General features: G+C 58.8%; 21 protein-coding genes. 14 read left to right on the forward strand and 7 right to left on the reverse strand.

Translation table 11 applies throughout. The annotated features are described in order from the left end of the window. Positions 1-72 precede the first annotated feature (72 nt). The 13 genes from rpoZ (at position 73) to recO (ending at position 10,019) form a co-directional block, all read left to right on the forward strand. Complete coding sequence (gene rpoZ, locus J7412_RS03235) at positions 73-426, forward strand: DNA-directed RNA polymerase subunit omega (RefSeq protein WP_209059254.1); 354 nt, start codon at positions 73-75, stop codon at positions 424-426. Between the two features lie 25 nt (positions 427-451). After that, the gene (locus J7412_RS03240) at positions 452-2,587 is read left to right on the forward strand and encodes a bifunctional (p)ppGpp synthetase/guanosine-3',5'-bis(diphosphate) 3'-pyrophosphohydrolase (RefSeq protein WP_209077049.1); all 2,136 of its coding nucleotides are present in this window, start codon (positions 452-454) and stop codon (positions 2,585-2,587) included. A gap of 20 nt (positions 2,588-2,607) precedes the next feature. Further along, on the forward strand, positions 2,608-3,264 hold the full coding sequence (locus tag J7412_RS03245; protein ID WP_209059271.1) for a DUF2062 domain-containing protein: 657 nt from the start codon (positions 2,608-2,610) through the stop codon (positions 3,262-3,264). A 105-nt stretch (positions 3,265-3,369) separates the two neighbouring features. Continuing rightward, positions 3,370-4,104, forward strand: a complete 735-nt coding sequence (locus J7412_RS03250) for a pyridoxine 5'-phosphate synthase (protein ID WP_247742819.1) — start codon at positions 3,370-3,372, stop codon at positions 4,102-4,104. Continuing rightward, complete coding sequence (locus J7412_RS03255) at positions 4,101-4,574, forward strand: ABZJ_00895 family protein (RefSeq protein ID WP_209077054.1); 474 nt, start codon at positions 4,101-4,103, stop codon at positions 4,572-4,574. The genes J7412_RS03250 and J7412_RS03255 overlap by 4 nt, the downstream gene beginning before the upstream one ends. Further along, complete coding sequence (locus J7412_RS03260) at positions 4,571-5,200, forward strand: LysE family translocator (protein WP_209077056.1); 630 nt, start codon at positions 4,571-4,573, stop codon at positions 5,198-5,200. The genes J7412_RS03255 and J7412_RS03260 overlap by 4 nt, the downstream gene beginning before the upstream one ends. A gap of 1 nt (position 5,201) precedes the next feature. After that, positions 5,202-5,651: a hypothetical protein gene (locus J7412_RS03265; protein ID WP_348540455.1), complete on the forward strand. Its 450-nt coding sequence runs from the start codon at positions 5,202-5,204 to the stop codon at positions 5,649-5,651. After that, positions 5,648-6,070, forward strand: a complete 423-nt coding sequence (gene acpS / locus J7412_RS03270) for a holo-ACP synthase (protein WP_209059287.1) — start codon at positions 5,648-5,650, stop codon at positions 6,068-6,070. The genes J7412_RS03265 and acpS overlap by 4 nt, the downstream gene beginning before the upstream one ends. A 71-nt stretch (positions 6,071-6,141) precedes the next feature. Then, a complete protein-coding gene (gene lepB / locus J7412_RS03275) occupies positions 6,142-6,978 on the forward strand; it encodes a signal peptidase I (RefSeq protein ID WP_209059289.1) in 837 nt (278 codons plus the stop codon). Between the two features lie 7 nt (positions 6,979-6,985). Then, entirely contained in the window at positions 6,986-7,666 is a 681-nt protein-coding gene (gene rnc / locus J7412_RS03280) for a ribonuclease III (RefSeq protein ID WP_209077058.1), read from the forward strand. Positions 7,667-7,910: 244 nt separating this feature from the next. Further along, entirely contained in the window at positions 7,911-8,819 is a 909-nt protein-coding gene (gene era / locus J7412_RS03285; RefSeq protein ID WP_209077060.1) for a GTPase Era, read from the forward strand. A gap of 10 nt (positions 8,820-8,829) precedes the next feature. Beyond that, positions 8,830-9,159, forward strand: a complete 330-nt coding sequence (locus tag J7412_RS03290; RefSeq protein ID WP_209077062.1) for a DUF1491 family protein — start codon at positions 8,830-8,832, stop codon at positions 9,157-9,159. A gap of 128 nt (positions 9,160-9,287) precedes the next feature. Further along, the gene (gene recO / locus J7412_RS03295; protein ID WP_209077064.1) at positions 9,288-10,019 is read left to right on the forward strand and encodes a DNA repair protein RecO; all 732 of its coding nucleotides are present in this window, start codon (positions 9,288-9,290) and stop codon (positions 10,017-10,019) included. Here recO and J7412_RS03300 read toward each other — a convergent pair. From J7412_RS03300 to J7412_RS03310, 3 genes are all read right to left on the reverse strand, one after another. Next, positions 9,982-10,398 carry an META domain-containing protein gene (locus J7412_RS03300; RefSeq protein WP_209077066.1) on the reverse strand — a complete coding sequence of 139 codons (417 nt, stop codon included), beginning with the start codon at positions 10,396-10,398 and terminating at the stop codon, positions 9,982-9,984. The genes recO and J7412_RS03300 overlap by 38 nt on opposite strands. Next, on the reverse strand, positions 10,398-10,949 hold the full coding sequence (locus J7412_RS03305; protein WP_209077068.1) for a TetR/AcrR family transcriptional regulator: 552 nt from the start codon (positions 10,947-10,949) through the stop codon (positions 10,398-10,400). Before J7412_RS03305 ends, J7412_RS03300 begins: the two co-directional genes overlap by 1 nt. A 282-nt stretch (positions 10,950-11,231) precedes the next feature. Beyond that, positions 11,232-12,920 (reverse strand): acyl-CoA dehydrogenase family protein, encoded by a 1,689-nt coding sequence (locus J7412_RS03310; protein WP_209077070.1) that lies wholly within the window; start codon positions 12,918-12,920, stop codon positions 11,232-11,234. Between the two features lie 141 nt (positions 12,921-13,061). Between J7412_RS03310 and J7412_RS03315 the strand changes: the two genes are divergently transcribed. Next, positions 13,062-13,829: a sulfite exporter TauE/SafE family protein gene (locus J7412_RS03315; RefSeq protein ID WP_209077073.1), complete on the forward strand. Its 768-nt coding sequence runs from the start codon at positions 13,062-13,064 to the stop codon at positions 13,827-13,829. A gap of 11 nt (positions 13,830-13,840) precedes the next feature. Here the strand turns inward: J7412_RS03315 and J7412_RS03320 are convergent, their stop codons facing one another. From J7412_RS03320 to J7412_RS03335, 4 genes are all read right to left on the reverse strand, one after another. Beyond that, positions 13,841-14,347, reverse strand: coding sequence for a DUF2478 domain-containing protein (locus J7412_RS03320; protein ID WP_247743730.1), 507 nt, complete (start codon positions 14,345-14,347; stop codon positions 13,841-13,843). Between the two features lie 54 nt (positions 14,348-14,401). Then, positions 14,402-14,833 carry a potassium channel family protein gene (locus J7412_RS03325; protein WP_209077075.1) on the reverse strand — a complete coding sequence of 144 codons (432 nt, stop codon included), beginning with the start codon at positions 14,831-14,833 and terminating at the stop codon, positions 14,402-14,404. Between the two features lie 72 nt (positions 14,834-14,905). Further along, positions 14,906-15,283 (reverse strand): hypothetical protein, encoded by a 378-nt coding sequence (locus J7412_RS03330; RefSeq protein WP_209077077.1) that lies wholly within the window; start codon positions 15,281-15,283, stop codon positions 14,906-14,908. Positions 15,284-15,307: 24 nt separating this feature from the next. Continuing rightward, complete coding sequence (locus J7412_RS03335) at positions 15,308-16,078, reverse strand: DUF6478 family protein (RefSeq protein WP_209077079.1); 771 nt, start codon at positions 16,076-16,078, stop codon at positions 15,308-15,310. Positions 16,079-16,104: the final 26 nt, after the last annotated feature.

Consider the following 16,104-nt stretch of genomic DNA (forward strand, 5'->3'; position numbering starts at 1 on the left):
TTGCTTGTCAAGGGGTACAATCCCGCTTACATACACGACTTCCGACCCGATCCATAACGAATGGAGTGCCTGATGGCCCGCGTGACCGTTGAAGACTGCGTAGACAAAGTTCAGAACCGCTTTGAGCTGGTGATGCTCGCGTCGCACCGTGCCCGTGAAATTTCGGCTGGCGCCGCAATCACACTGGATCGTGACAACGACAAAAACCCAGTCGTGGCCCTGCGCGAGATCGCGGAAGAGACCCAGACCGCTGACGAGCTGCGTGAGCGCCTGATCGAATCCAACCAGAGCCAGATCGAAGTGGACGAACCAGAAGAAGACCGCATGGCGCTTCTGATGGGTGCCGAAGCCGATACCCCGGCGGAAGACGATATGTCCGAAGAGAAACTCCTGCGTGCCCTTATGGAAGCGCAAGGCCAGGGCTAAGCCCCAGCAACTACGGTAGGCGCTAATGATTCCTGCTGACGAACTTGTCGACCACATTCGCGCCTACAACCCTAAGACCAACGATGATCTTATTCGCGCGGCCTATGAGTTTGGCCGCGAGATGCACGATGGTCAGTTCCGCCATTCCGGCGAACCCTATTTTACCCACCCTATCGAAGTCGCCTGCATCTTGGCAGAGCAGCATTTGGATGATGCCTCCATCATCACGGCGCTGTTGCACGACACGATCGAAGACACCAAAGCCTCCTATGAACTGGTGGCAGAGCGCTTTGGCGAAGAGGTGGCCGGTCTGGTGGATGGCGTCACCAAGCTGACAAATCTGCAGCTGTCTTCTTCCGAGACCAAACAGGCCGAGAACTTCCGCAAGCTCTTCATGGCAATGTCCAAGGATCTGCGGGTGATCTTGGTCAAGCTGGCCGACCGCCTGCACAACATGCGCACGATCAAGGCCATGCGCCCTGAAAAGCAGGCTGTGAAAGCGCGCGAAACCATGGACATCTATGCGCCTCTTGCTGGCCGCATGGGGATGCAGTGGATGCGCGACGAGCTGGAAGATCTGGCTTTCAAGGTGCTCAACTCTGATGGCCGCGCCTCGATCATGCGCCGGTTTGTGACGCTGCAGAAAGAAACCGGCGACGTCATCGAGAAAACCACCGCCGACATGCGCCAGGAACTGGCCGCCGTTAATGTGACCGGCGAGGTCTTTGGCCGCGCCAAGAAACCCTATTCGATCTGGCGCAAGATGCAGGAAAAGGATCAGGGCTTCTCCCGCCTATCCGACATCTACGGCTTCCGCATCATCACCGATACCGAAGACAGCTGCTACCGTGCGCTTGGTGTGATCCACCAGCGTTGGCGCGCGGTGCCGGGGCGCTTCAAAGATTATATCAGCCAGCCGAAATCCAACGGCTACCGCTCGATCCACACCACTGTGTCAGGCCGCAACGGCCGCCGGGTTGAGGTGCAGATTCGCACCCGTCAAATGCATGATGTGGCCGAATCCGGTGTGGCGGCGCATTGGTCCTACAAAGACGGTGTGCGTGGCGAGAACCCTTTTGCCGTTGATCCGGTGAAATGGATCTCCGGGCTGACCGAACAGTTTGACGCCGAGGAGGATCACGAAGACTTCCTCGAAGCTGTGAAGCTTGAGATGTACTCCGATCAGGTCTTCTGTTTCACGCCCAAAGGCGAAGTGGTGAAGCTGCCCCGTGGTGCCACCCCGGTTGATTTTGCCTACGCGATCCACACCCGGATCGGCCACGCCTGTGTTGGTGCCAAAGTGGATCACCGTCGCGTGCCGCTCTGGACCCGCATCAAGAACGGCCAATCGGTGGAGATCATCACCGCGGAAGGGCAGGTCCCGCAGGCGACCTGGCTCGATATGGCCAAAACCGGCAAAGCCCGGACAGCGATTCGCCGCGCCCTGCGGGAAATGGACCGCGAACGCTTTGTGAAGCTCGGCTCGGAGCTGGCGCGCTCCGCCTTTGAGCATGTGGGCAAGAAATCCACCGACAAAGTGCTGGATATGGCCGCCAAACACCTGCGCCTGAAAGAACGCGATGAAGTGCTTGCGCGCCTTGGCTCTGCCGAGCTGACCGCGCAGCAGGTGCTGCAGGCGGTTTACCCCGATCTTGCCCCCTCCGAGGCCGATGAAATTGGTGCGGAACGTGCTGTGATTGGTCTGTCCGCGGATCAGAGCTTTCAGCGCGCACCCTGCTGCCAGCCGCTGCCCGGCGAGCGCATTGTGGGCATCACCTACCGCGGTCAGGGCGTGGTCTTGCACAGCATCGACTGCGATTCGCTGTCCAACTACGAAGACCAGCCCGACCGCTGGCTCGATCTGCATTGGCATGCTGGCAAACACAAACCGATCTATGCGGTGCAGCTCTTTGTCACCATTGGCAATGACGCGGGCGTACTGGGGCGTATTTGCACATTGATTGGCGAGAACAACGCCAATATCTCTGACCTCGAGTTCGTTGACCGGAAACCGGATTTTTACCGCCTCCTGATAAGTGTGGACCTCGGCGATGCTGAGCATCTGCACAAGCTGATGCTGGCTTTGGAAGCGGAAACCGACGTGGCCGAGATTGAACGCTACAGAAACCCGGAGAGGGCCCGCTCCGCGCTGGCGCCCTGACGTAACTGAGGACAGACCCGGTGGTATTCAAACGCCGCGATAGAAGACCCTTCCTCCGAGTGCTCGGAGAGTTTTTCTATCCGCGTGGCGGATGGGGTCGCGCCTTTCGCTATGTCAAATATCGTGTGCACCGTCTGCCCGGTTCGCCGGAAACCATCGGTCGCGGCATCTGGGCCGGGGTGTTCACAACCTTCACGCCGTTTTACACGCTGCACTTTGTTGTGGCTGCCATTCTGGCCCGCATCCTGGGCGGCAACATCCTTGCCGCGCTGCTGGCAACTTTCTTTGGCAACCCGCTGACCTATGTGCCCATCGGCGTGGCCTCTCTGCAAACCGGCCACTTCATTTTGGGTACCGAATTTGAAGCCGGTGACAAAAGCTCGCTGGGCGGCAAATTTGCCAATGCAGGCGCAGATTTGTGGCACAATCTCTTTGCGCTTTTTACCGATGAGGTGCCGGATTGGACGGGCCTGCGTATCTTCTATGACGAGGTGTTCTACCCCTACATGATCGGCGGGATCATCCCGGGCATCATCGCGGCCACCGTCATGTATTACCTCTCTGTGCCGGTGATCCGTGCCTATCAGAAGCGGCGCTCCGCGAAGTTTGCAGAACGCATTGCCAAGGCGCGCGCGCGCGCCGAAGAGCAGGCCGCCAACGTCCAGTCAGACACGTAAATCCTGAAAGACCCTATCACATCTTTTGATCAAAAATCGGTTTTCCTCGCGCGGCACCCGGCATAGGGTCGCCACAGACACATTAGCGAGATGAGGACTGAGATCATGCTGCGTCTTGGGGTGAATATCGACCACGTCGCCACCGTGCGCAATGCGCGCGGTTCTGCTTACCCGGATCCGGTCCGCGCGGCCAAGCTGGCCGAAGAGGCGGGGGCAGATGGCATCACCGCGCACCTGCGCGAAGACCGTCGCCACATTGCCGATGCCGACATCGATGCCTTGATGGAGGCGCTTTCGGTGCCGCTCAACTTCGAGATGGCCGCCACCGATGAAATGCAGGCCATCGCCCTGCGTCACAAGCCTCATGCGGTTTGCATCGTGCCGGAAAAGCGCGAAGAGCGTACCACCGAAGGCGGGCTTGAGGTCGCACGTGAGGAAAACAAACTGGCGCATTTCATCGCGCCGCTGCGCGAGGCGGGCTGCCGGGTGTCGATTTTCATCGCCGCTGATCAGGCCCAGATCGAAGCAGCTAACCGGATTGGCGCACAGGTGATCGAGCTGCATACGGGTGCGTATTGTGACTTCCACTACGAAGGCCGTTTTGAAGAGCGCGATGCAGAGCTTGTGCGCCTTACGGAAATGGCACGTTTTGCGCATTCACTGGGGCTTGAGGTCCACGCGGGTCACGGTCTGACCTATGAAACCGTTGGCCCCATCGCGGCGCTGCCAGAGCTCATGGAGCTCAACATCGGCCACTTCCTGATTGGCGAGTCGATCTTCCGCGGCCTTCAGCCCGCCATCGCGGAAATGCGCCGCCTGATGGATGAGGCACGGGGATGAGACCAGAACACACCTCCATGGAGTTGGACCTACTTCTCTTCGCTCGGTTTTATAGCGTGTGGGTTTTAGGCTTGGTGGTGTGTGAGATGGTGTTGGCGATTTATGGTCGCCTTGATTGGCTCGCGAGTATCAGTCTTTGGCTCCCTGCTGCTACCGCAGCCCAAGATTTGGGGAGGAAGCACGGAAAACGAGCTCGCGCGGCTTTGCCCAAAGGGGCGGCGTGGAAATATGCACTGCCACTGACCGCAGTTGCAATTTGCATACAGGCGTTAGTCGCAGCACTTAAGGCAGCTGTATTGCCTATTTGGGGGCTGTCCGCCTCAGCGGTGTTTGCTATGCTACCGCCTCTGTATTGGCTGTTGTTCTTGGTGTTTTATGTGTCACTTATATATCTGACGATTAGAGTTTTTTTGCCGTCTGGAGTGCGCCACGGCATGAAACTAGCACAGCTGGAAGCAAACAAATCATGATCACTCCTGAGTTCATCGCGATCTGGATTGCATGGCTTATGGCCGGTGGCTCTCCGGGGCCGGCTACCATGGGCATCGCAGGCACCGCCATATCTGCGGGTCGCGGCTCAGCACTGGCCTTTGCGCTCGGCATCCTTGCGGGTTCCGCCAGCTGGGGCATTGCCGCCGCACTTGGCCTCTCTGCTGTAATGCTCGCAAATGTCTGGGTGTTTGAAATCCTGCGCTATGCCGGAGCCGTCTATCTTGGATGGCTGGCTTTCAAGGCGCTCAAACGCGCTGTGGCCAAAGACACAACCGCCGCCGTTGGCACGCCCTTTTCCGGCAGCGCCCGCAGCCTCTTTGCCAAGGGTGCTGCGATCCACATCACCAACCCCAAAGCCATCCTCAGCTGGGCCTCCATATACGCCATCGTTGCCCCTGCGGATGCCACTCCGGCCACGCTCTTTGGCTATTTCGGCCTGCTGTATGTGGGCTCGATCCTGATCTTCATCGGCTATGCATTTCTGTTTTCCTCCCCAGCCATCGTGCGCGGCTACCAACGCGCCAGTCGTATTTTTGATCTCGCATTTGCCGGGTTTTTCGGTTTTGCTGGCTTCAAAATTTTGACCGCAAAACTGGAGGGTTGAAGTGATTGTCAAACCTGCACTGACCGCCGCGGCTCTGTGCTTCGCCAGCGTTGCTGCTGCGCAAGAGGCCTATGAATGCGAATGGCAGGCCCGCGCGGACTCCATTGTGGAGCCTTGGGAAAACAACACCCGTACCTTCGCGAATGGCGACGTCCGCCTTGCACTGCTGGACACCATTGAGCCTGCAGCAGGCGCTTTCCATATACTGGTGCTCTCGCCGCCCTATGATGAAGTCGGTGGTCGACAGTGCCGCACTGTGTCGATGGCGGAGGGTATCGGCTTCTCTGGTGCCGATTTCTCCAGTCTTGAGGCCAGCTATGATCCGGCTGTTGGCTTGGTCTTTGAAATCAACGTGCGTCGCTTTCTGCCGGACAGCGACAGCTTTGGTGGCGCGCGACTGACCTTCACCCTCAACCAAGCCACCGGGCACATAGGCGCAACTCTTCAATGATCCTTGGTATCGGCACCGATCTTGCCAACATCGACCGCATCTCCGGCACCATTGAGCGCTTTGGGGACCGTTTCAAAAACCGTGTTTTCACCGAGGTGGAACAGGCCAAGGCCGAGCGCCGCCGCGACACCGTGGGCACCTATGCCAAACGCTGGGCCGCCAAGGAGGCCTGCTCCAAGGCCTTGGGTACAGGTCTGGCCATGGGCATCAGCTGGAAAGACATGGCGGTCAAAAACATGCGCACGGGGCAGCCCGTGATGGAGGTCACCGGCTGGGCCAAAGAGCGGCTGGCAGAGATGACCCCGCCCGGCCATGAGGCGATCATTCATGTGACATTGACCGATGATCACCCTTGGGCACAGGCCTTTGTGGTGATCGAAGCCCGCCCAATTGCGGCGCCGCAAGGACAGTCTGCTTGACACCTCGCGCCCGCGCCCGCATGTAAACTCAGACCAAAAAACACTGGCAGAACGAGCGGAGAGCATTCCCCATGGCGGAAAAAGCCAAAAGCGAAAGCGGCATTGTCGAGACCATCAAAACGATCTTCTGGGCTTTGCTGATTGCCGGTGTCTTCCGCACCTTGTTCTTTCAGCCCTTCTGGATCCCGTCAGGCTCCATGAAAGACACGCTGCTGATTGGGGATTTCCTCTTCGTCAACAAGATGACCTACGGCTATTCCTACGCCTCCTGCCCGTCGGTGCGCATCCCTGCGGTGGGCGTGAATATCGACGCCGAAGACCTCTGCGGCTGGCTTGGCGGCAACAATGGCCGTCTGCTGGGCGGCGAGCCTGAGCGCGGCGATGTTGTGGTCTTCCGCCATCCGGTGACCGGCTATGACTTCATTAAGCGCCTGATCGGGGTGCCCGGTGACAGGGTGCAGATCAAAAATGGCGTGGTGTACCTCAACGGCGTGCCGGTGAAGCGCAAGGCCGATGGGGTCTTCCGCGAGGAATACGGCCCGCAAGGCCCACAAGGCCACCGCCCGCGCTGTGAAAACGGTCCCGTCGGGGATGGCGGCATCTGCGCCAAATCGCGCTATATCGAGACCCTGCCAAACGGTGTGAGCTACGCCACGCTCAACATCACCAACCAGCAGTCCGACAACACCGGTATCTACACCGTACCCGAAGGCCACTACTTCTTCATGGGGGACAACCGCGACAACTCCACCGACAGCCGCGTGCCGCAATCTGCGCGTGGGGTGGGCTTTGTGCCATATGAAAACCTGATCGGCCGCGCCGACCGGGTGATGTTCTCCTCCGCAGGGCGCTCCATGTTTGCCTTCTGGACATGGCGCGGGGATCGTTTCTTCAAAGGGATTGAGTGAGGGTCACGTGAAACTCGCAGCGGAACTCAAGGCACTTGAAGCGCGACTGGGGCACACATTCTCCCGCCCCGATCTTCTGGTGCGCGCGGTCACCCACTCCTCCATGTCCTCGCCCACACGGCAGGACAACCAGCGGCTGGAGTTTCTGGGTGATCGGGTGCTCGGCCTTGTCATGTCCGAAGCCTTGCTGGAGCACGACAAATCCGCCGCCGAAGGTCAGCTCGCCCCGCGTTTTAACGCGCTTGTGCGCAAGGAAACCTGCGCCGACGTGGCGCGCGAGATTGATCTGGGCGCTGCGCTGAAGCTGGGCCGCTCCGAGATGATGTCCGGAGGCCGCCGCAAACAGGCGCTTCTGGGCGACGCGATGGAGGCGGTGATCGCCGCAGTCTATCGCGACGCGGGTTTTGAAGTCGCCAAGGCGCTGATCCTGCGCCTCTGGGGCAACCGTGTGAAATCGGTCGAGGCCGACGCACGCGACCCCAAGACCTCGTTGCAGGAATGGGCGCAGGCGCGCAAACTGCCGCCGCCGCGCTATGAGCTGGTCAAACGCTCCGGCCCTGACCACGCGCCTGTCTTCACCATTGCCGCCAAGCTAGAGAATGGCGCATCGGCTGAGGCGACAGACAACTCCAAGCGCAAAGCAGAACAGGCCGCCGCAAAGGCACTCTTGGAAAAGGTGAGCGGTTAGGCCCGGAGCCAAGGCGCTTGCGCCGCCGGGCCAGCGCCTGACCGCCCGCAAGGGCAGGCGCTTTTGAAGCGTCACGCCTAAATCCACGTCACAGACATGTCGCAACATAAACTGCCACACACATACGTGGTTTGAGCCCACCCGCGGTTAGGCGCTGCCCTGTTCTTATGCCTCTAGCCCCAGCTCGCAAATTCCGCTACAGACGCCCCTTAACCAGCCACAGCTGACTCACAAAGGCATTCACATGACCACACGCGCCGGATTCGTTGCCCTGATCGGAGAGCCCAATGCGGGCAAATCCACGCTCACCAACCAGATGGTGGGGGCGAAGGTCTCGATCGTGACCCATAAGGTGCAGACCACCCGCGCGCGCATCCGGGGTGTGGCGCTTGAAGGCGACAGCCAGATTGTCTTTGTCGACACGCCCGGCCTCTTCCGCCCGCGCCGCCGTCTCGACCGCGCCATGGTTGCCGCCGCTTGGGGCGGGGCTGCGGATGCCGATGTCATCGTGATGATGGTGGAGGCGCATCGCGGCGTCACCAAAGGTGTCGAAGCCATTCTGGAGCAGCTGGAAGAGATCGCAGAGGGCCGCAAAGTGGCACTGGCGATCAACAAGATCGACCGCGTGAAATCCGATGTGCTTCTGGCCCTGACCAAAGACCTCAACGAGCGCTTCACCTTTGTTGAGACCTTCATGATCTCCGCTGAGAAAGGCCACGGCTGCGCCGATCTGCGCAAATGGCTGGCCGCAGAACTGCCCGAAGGCCCGTGGCTCTATCCCGAAGACCAGATCGCCGATCTGCCCATGCGCATGATCGCCGCCGAAATCACCCGCGAAAAGCTCACCCTGCGTCTGCATCAGGAGCTGCCTTATCAGATGACGGTGGAAACCGAGAACTGGGAAGAGCGCAAAGACGGCTCCGCGCGCGTAGATCAGATGATCTATGTGATGCGTGACGGGCACAAAGGCATCGTTCTGGGCAACAAGGGTGAGACCATCAAGGCGGTTTCCAAAGCCGCTCGCGAAGAGCTTGAAGAGTTCATGGGCCGTCGTATCCACCTGTTCCTGCAGGTGAAAGTGCGCCCGAACTGGCTTGAGGAAAAAGAGCGCTATTCCGAAATGGGTCTCGATTTCAAAGACGGCAACGCCTGAAGGAGCGCCCATGCGCCTGACCGCTGATTTCTGGGTGCACGCCTATATTGCGCGGCTCCGGCTGGCGGACATCCCGGCCTTTGTTGTGGCCCATGGCGATGACACGGCGGGCGCGGTTCTGGTGAAACTCAACACGCTGGATGGCAAAGCTACGGTGTTTCAGCGCAGCTTTGATCTCATGAGCGGGGAGCGCAAATGGGTTGTGCTGTCTGAGGGCGATGAGGCTGAGGTGGATGCGGCGCTGGCCCGTCAGCGCAGCTTTGATCCGGACGCCTGGGTGATCGAGGTTGAGGACCGCCAGGGGCGCCACCTGCTGGATGAGCCGGGTCTGTCGGATTGAGCGTGACAGGGGCTTCGCCCCGCTCACAGCAAAGCTGTGATCTCCCCAGAGTATTTTTGGCAGAATGAAGCTGGAATGGGCTTTCCTTTTTGCCCTCTGCGCGGTTTTCTGAGCCAAAGGATAGGGCGATGGACTGGCGTGATCAGGGCTTTGTGCTCAGCACAAGAAAACACGGGGAAACCTCGGTCATTCTGGAGGCCTTCACCGAGACACAGGGCCGCCATGCAGGCATCGTGCGCGGTGGCATCAGCCGCAAGATGACCCCCATCCTACAACCTGGCGGGCAGGTTGATCTCACATGGCGCGCGCGCCTGTCAGATCATATTGGCACCTATTCGGTAGAGCCGCTGCGCTCCCGCGCGGCGGTGCTGAGTGACCGCTTTTCACTGGCCGGGCTCAATGCGGTGACGGCGCTTTTGTCTTTCTGCCTGCCAGATCGCGAACCGCACCCGGCGCTCTATCATCAAAGCGTGCAGCTACTGGATCTGCTGGGGCAGCACGAGCTCTGGCCGCTGGCCTATCTGCGCTGGGAAATGGCGCTGCTGACGGAGCTCGGCTACGGGCTTGATCTGACCTCATGTGCGGTCACAGGCAGCTCTGACGCGCTGGTCTATGTTTCGCCCAAATCAGGGCGCGCGGTCTCTGCCAAAGGCGCGGGAGAGTGGGCAGACAGGCTGCTGCCTTTGACACCCGTCATGCGCGGGGAAGGCAGCGCACCAGATGAGGAGGTGCTGGCCGCGCTGGCGACCACGGGCTACTTCCTGTCAGAAAAGCTCGCCCCCGATCTGGGGCACAAGCCGCTGCCGGATGCGCGCGCGCGCTTTATTGATCGGTTTGCGCGTCAGCTGTCAGCCCGCTGAACACCATCTCCCGCCCGGCATCATTGCTCAGCACCAGTGTGGGGCCAGAGACCTCCACAAGGCTCATCTCCTGCAGCGCGGTCAGATAGGCCTCTTCGCGGTCGATGTCCGGACAGTAGATCTGTTCTACCACATCCACCTTGATGTTGATCCAAGGGTAGGGCGCGTCCTGCGTTGCCAGAAAGCTGTTGCAGGGCCCTTGGCCCATCACCCGGCCGTTTTCTTCCAGCAAGAGGCTGGCTTCATAGTCAACAGCCATGCCGTCGATCTCTAGCAGCTGCCAAGTGTAGTCGGCGCCACCATATTGTGTCACCGTCTCAGACGCTGCGCAGGCGGCCACGCCCAAACCCGCTGCCAAAACCCAAGCAATCCGCCGCATCATTCCGCCTCGTGCAATGCCAAAATCAAATCAACCAATGTGCCCAGAGCCGGGCCATTCTGCACACCATCATGCGCAGACAGGGTCTCCATGCCAAGGAAGGCGCCATAGAGCAAGCGGGTCAATTCCGGGTTGGTGAGGCCAATCTCCGACAGCAGGGTCTTGATGTGGCCCATGCGTGCCTCATCAACCGCTGTGATCTGAGCGGCCACATCTGCATTGTCCCGTGCCCAGGCCCGCATCGCTGGCTCAAGCAGGGCGGTCTCGCTGTCTGTCTCTTGCTCGGCAATCTGCGCCAGATCGCGCAGCTTCTGCACAGCCGTACCTGTGTCTTCCCGCTGGGTTGTGATCACCGCTTCGGCATAGTCTGCCCAGGCCGCCAGCAATGCGGCGTGAAATCCCGGTACATCGTCAAAGTGCCAGTAGAAGGAACCCTTGGTTGTGCCAAGCCGCCGTGCCAGTGGCTCGGCCTTTAAGGCGGCCGGCCCAGCCTCGGTGAGCGCTTCAAATCCCGCCTGCAGCCAATCCTGCTGTGAAAGTCGCTTTGTCATGATGGAAGCGTAGGAGCGCAAATGCTGCACTGCAACAGGCACAAAGGGAGTGTGACCAAATGTTGCGCCATTTCACGCAACAACGTGCGGTGTGTTTATTGCTGCACCTGCGAAAAGATCACCGAAATCGGCACCTCCGCGATACAGACGCAATACCGACGCGATACCGAACACGCGATTTTTGCGGATTTTGCGAATCAGCGACTTTGTTAACGGGCGCAAAAAAAAGCGCGGCTCCGAGGGAGAGCCGCGCCGGGTCTGCTGTCCAACTGAGAGCGGGTGTCAGCTCAGCAAACGTCTTGCAATCACTTGCGCCTGAATTTCAGCCGCACCTTCAAAGATGTTGAGAATACGCGCATCACACAGGATGCGGCTCACGGTGTATTCCAGCGCAAAGCCGTTACCGCCATGAATTTGCAGCGCATTATCCGCTGCTGCCCAGGCCACACGTGCGCCCAGCAGCTTCGCCATACCCGCTTCAAGGTCACAGCGGTGGCCGTGGTCTTTTTCCCAGGCAGAGAAATAGGTCAGCTGGCGGGCAATCATGATCTCCACGGCCATCATCGCGAGCTTGCCTGCCACACGCGGGAAGGCGATCAGCGATTTGCCAAACTGCTTGCGGTCGATCGCATATTGCATGCCCACGTCCAGCGCGGCCTGTGCCACACCCACTGCGCGGGCCGCAGTCTGAATGCGTGCCGACTCGAAGGTTTCCATCAACTGTTTGAAACCTTTTCCTTCTTCGCCACCCAGAAGGTTCTCGCCTTTGACTTTGAAACCATCAAAGCCCAGCTCATATTCCTTCATGCCACGATAGCCGAGCACCTCGATCTCACCGCCGGTCATGCCTTCGGTCGGGAAGGGATTCTCATCGGTACCAGGGGTCTTTTCCGCCAGGAACATGGAGAGACCGCGGTGGTCGGTGCTGTCAGGATTTGTACGTGCCAGCAGGGTCATCACATGGGTCCGCGCCGCATGGGTGATCCAGGTTTTGTTGCCGGTCACTTCCCAGTTGCCGTCCTCGGTTTTCACCGCGCGGGTGCGCAGGGAGCCGAGGTCAGACCCGGTGTTTGGCTCAGTAAACACAGCGGTTGGCAGGATCTCTGCGCTCGCCAGTTTCGGCAGCCAGTTCTGCTTTTGCTCCTCGGTGCCGCCGCATAGGATCAGCTCAGCCGCGATCTCGGAACGTGTGCCCAGCGAGCCCACACCGATATAGCCGCGAGACAGTTCTTCAGACACCACAACCATGGAAGCTTTGGAAAGGCCAAACCCGCCGTATTCTTCCGGGATGGTCAGGCCAAACACGCCCATTTCGGCAAGCTCTTCAATGATTTCCATTGGAATGAGCTCGTCTTTGAGGTGCCATTCGTGGGCGTTTGGCTCGACGCGATCCACCGCAAAGCGACGGAATTGTTCGCGGATCATTTCCAGCTCTTCATCAAGGCCAGAAGTGCCAACAGTGATGTTTGCCGCCTGCTCCTGCATCAGCTCTACAAGGCGCATACGCGCCGCTTGGCTGTTGCCCTCGGTGCAGAGGGTCATCACATCCGGCGCCATCAGGCCACGCATTTCGTCTTGCGTTAGGCCGAGGTCTTGCAGGCGAATGATCTCGCCCTGGCTCATCGGAATGCCGCCATACACCTGCCAGAGGTATTCGCCAAACGCGATCTGATGAATGATCTGTTCGATCTCGCCAAACTTGCCGTCTGTATTGAGCTTCTCTGCCCAAGCCTGCATCTGTTTCAGCGATTGCGCGTAAGTTGCGAGCCAGCTCAGGCCATGTGCAGCAGTCTGGTTTTCCTCAATCAGCTTGCCGGAAACACGGCCGTCTTCGGAGACAGTTTCCTTCACGCGCGCAACGGCGGTTTCCAAAATGGCTTCAACCGGGGCCACAGCCGCGCCGGTCAATTTCAGAAGATCGGGAAGAATCACCGGAGTCGCCATCGTCAAATCCTGTCCATCATGGGCCATGTTGCAATATCCTCTGTTTCTGCAGTGTGCATATTTGTTTTGCAGGTGCAGCGCAACAAAAATGCCAGAAGACGTTGCGTTTTGATTGTTTATTTCGTGTCAAATCTTTGCCCGACAGGATGTCAGGCACTATAGGAAGATATGGATTTCGACATTCTAACCCTACCGCCCGTTGCGTGGCTACTTTGCGCGGGAATCGCTGTTTTGGCGGGAGTTATCAAAGGGATGGTCGGGTTTGCCATGCCTATGGTCCTGATCTCGGGACTAAGCTCGTTCCTCGCCCCGGAGCTGGCTTTGGCCGGTCTGATCCTGCCCACATTGGCCACCAACAGCATGCAGGCGTTGCGTCAGGGGCGTGCGGCGGCTTGGCGGTCGGTTAAGCGTTTTCGGCGATTTTTGATGGCGGGTGGCGCTGTCATGGTGATCAGCGCGCAGTTTGTCCGCATTCTTCCCGGGGACGTTTTGCTGTTGGTGATCGGTGTGCCGGTGTTTTTGTTTTCTCTGCTGCAACTGATGGGGCGTTCCATCACCATCGCAAAGCCAACAGCACGTGGCGAGATGGTGGTCGGTGGCGTTGCGGGGGCAATTGGCGGCATCTCTGGTGTTTGGGGGCCGCCCACGGTGGCCTATCTGACGGCACTTGGCACCGAGAAATCCGAGCAGATGCGCATTCAGGGCGTGATCTACGGGTTGGGCTCGGTTGTGCTGCTCTTTGCCCATATCGGCTCAGGTGTGCTGACCAGCAAAACCGCCCCCCTGTCGCTCGCACTGGTTTTGCCTGCCATTTTGGGCATGTGGTTTGGGGGGCGTATCTCTGATCGCATCGACCAACGCCGCTTCCGACAGGCCACACTCGTCGTTTTGCTGATCGCCTCGCTCAACCTGATGCGCCGCGCATTGCTCGGTTGAGCGCAGGCGGTTTAAGCGTTTACCTGATCATACCAGGCAAGCAGGTCGTCGATGTTGGGCTCCACTTGCGTGGCCATGCCCCCGGCAAACTCTTCAAACACTGCGGCATTCAGCGGGTTGGTGCCCGCGATCACCGTCGCGCCATTCTCCAACGCTTCTGCCAGCAGATCCCGGAATCCTTTTCCTTCGGCTTCCTGCTTGCCAAATTTGTTCAGGAGGAACACGTCGTAAGGCTCTTCCATGGATTGCGACACAGCGGTGATTGCCGTGGCCATGGCGTCCGGATCAAGACGGCAGCCTTTGGCTTCTTTGCCAAGGTCTTGGGAAATGCGAATGATCGGTCCGCTCGGCAGCACCTGAACGTCCATGTCGCAACGCTGATCGGTCTCACAGCCCGTGTTGGTCTGCACAATACCACGTGCGGTCAAACCGCGATCATTCAGCCGATCTGCCAGCTCCGCGAGCAGCAAATCCAGTTTCCCGCGCCCATGCGCCATCGTGTATGCAATTTTCATCATGATCTAATTTTAGGTTTCAGAGGCCGGATTTCAACTGAGGCATATTGCCTTTGCTCAGTCGAGCGAGCGCGGCAACAGCCGGCTGATCAGGGAAACGAGAAACGCGGTGGAAATGCCAAAGCACAGAATGCCGGTCACGCCGCCAAAGGCCCCAAAGACGCGAAACTGAATGGGCAGCACAACATCGCCATAGCCGACGGTGGTATAGGTCACGAGCGAGAAATAGAGCGCGTCATAAAGGTAATAAAACGCGCCCATATAGATCAGCACATAAGCCCAGAGCCAGACCTGGATTGTGTGAGATCCGACAATCATGGCGAAGGCCGCACCGGTCACCACCGCTGTTCTGAGGAACCTTGATCTCTGCGTCACCCATTTCCCAATTTTCTCAAGCGCTTCGATCATCAGAGACAAAAAGCCGACATGAATGATCGCGCAGGCACTAAGCACCACGGTGCCCCACAACAGCTGTTGCGGCTGACTCATTGGAAACAGATCGGTGATGAGAAGATCCTATCGTTGACTGGAAATCTAAGTATCACGTTTCAAAGCGCGCGCTTACATCGTTTCGACACAGTGACGCCGGAAGGCCCGTTTGAGCATGTCGAGCTCTGCCCGCAGCAAATCGATTTCAGCACGCAGATCATCAGCAAGCGCTTCGCCTGCAACAAAGCTTAAGGTTTCAAGGCGGTCCCCACTCAGCTGATCAGTGATCAGCAGGGTTTGCACGCCATCTGACAGGCTTTCCTTTGGCAGCGGAAAGCGGAGCCGCCAGCTGTCTTGAGTGTCGGTGGCGTCAATCTGCACCCCGTTGACCGGATCCCCAAGGTAGGTGACGTCAACCTTTGGAACCGGTCCCTGACCGTTCTCATATTTCAGGACACCTTCCCAAACACCTTCGAAAAGGCGGGTCTTGGTCAGCGTTAACTCACTCATATCTCGATCCTTTTCACAGCAGGCTTAGAACTCTGCGCGGGGGCGGCGGGCAAATGTCACATCTCTGAGGACAACTTGGTTCATCTCAGGGCCTTCGAAAATCAGGTCGATCCACATCTTTTCGACCCGCTTTTCGTTCAGGTTGGAATAAGCAAGATCGAACTCAACCCGAATGTCCTCGTCATGCAGTGGCAGCTCCCGCACAATTTGCTCGGTGTTTGGCCCGTGCCGGATGTTGAGACGGGCAAAAATTTCAAGCGGCTTTTCCATTTCCACAATGGTATCGAGCCGCAGGACATGCTCCCGGCGGAGACCGGCCACTGACTCCGGTGGCAGGTCGATCACCAGAGAGAGAAACGAGCCGTCAAAACGGAACACATCCATGCGCAGGCCAAACGGTGCGAGATCCTTTTCGCGATGATTGCGTAATTGGCGAAGTGTCAGTTCCGAGATGCGGCAATCATGAAACAGCGTAACCTCGTCGCCGAGTTTTTCTTTGTTTTGAACGCCAGCCAAGCCCTTCGTGGGATTGGGTTCGCGCCACAGGGCCGGACGCCAAGACCAATCGGTTCCGTGGGGTTTAGGAAAGGCGTTGGAGCCGATTATGGGCAACGCCAGCCGGCTCTCGGAAATCGCAATCACCATGTCGAGATGATGGCGCAAAGTCCGTGCGCGCCGTCGCTGACGGCGCAGGCGGGTTAAGTCTTCATGTGCTGCTTTGCTTGCGACACGCGCCCAATAGCGTGCCAGGCCAGCTTGAAAAAACTGCTGAAGAACGCGCTTGCTACGTGCCATATCGATTAGTGAGTCCCGCTCAATTG

Source organism: Shimia sp. R9_3, from assembly GCF_017743755.1.
In the GTDB taxonomy this organism is placed as follows: domain Bacteria; phylum Pseudomonadota; class Alphaproteobacteria; order Rhodobacterales; family Rhodobacteraceae; genus Shimia.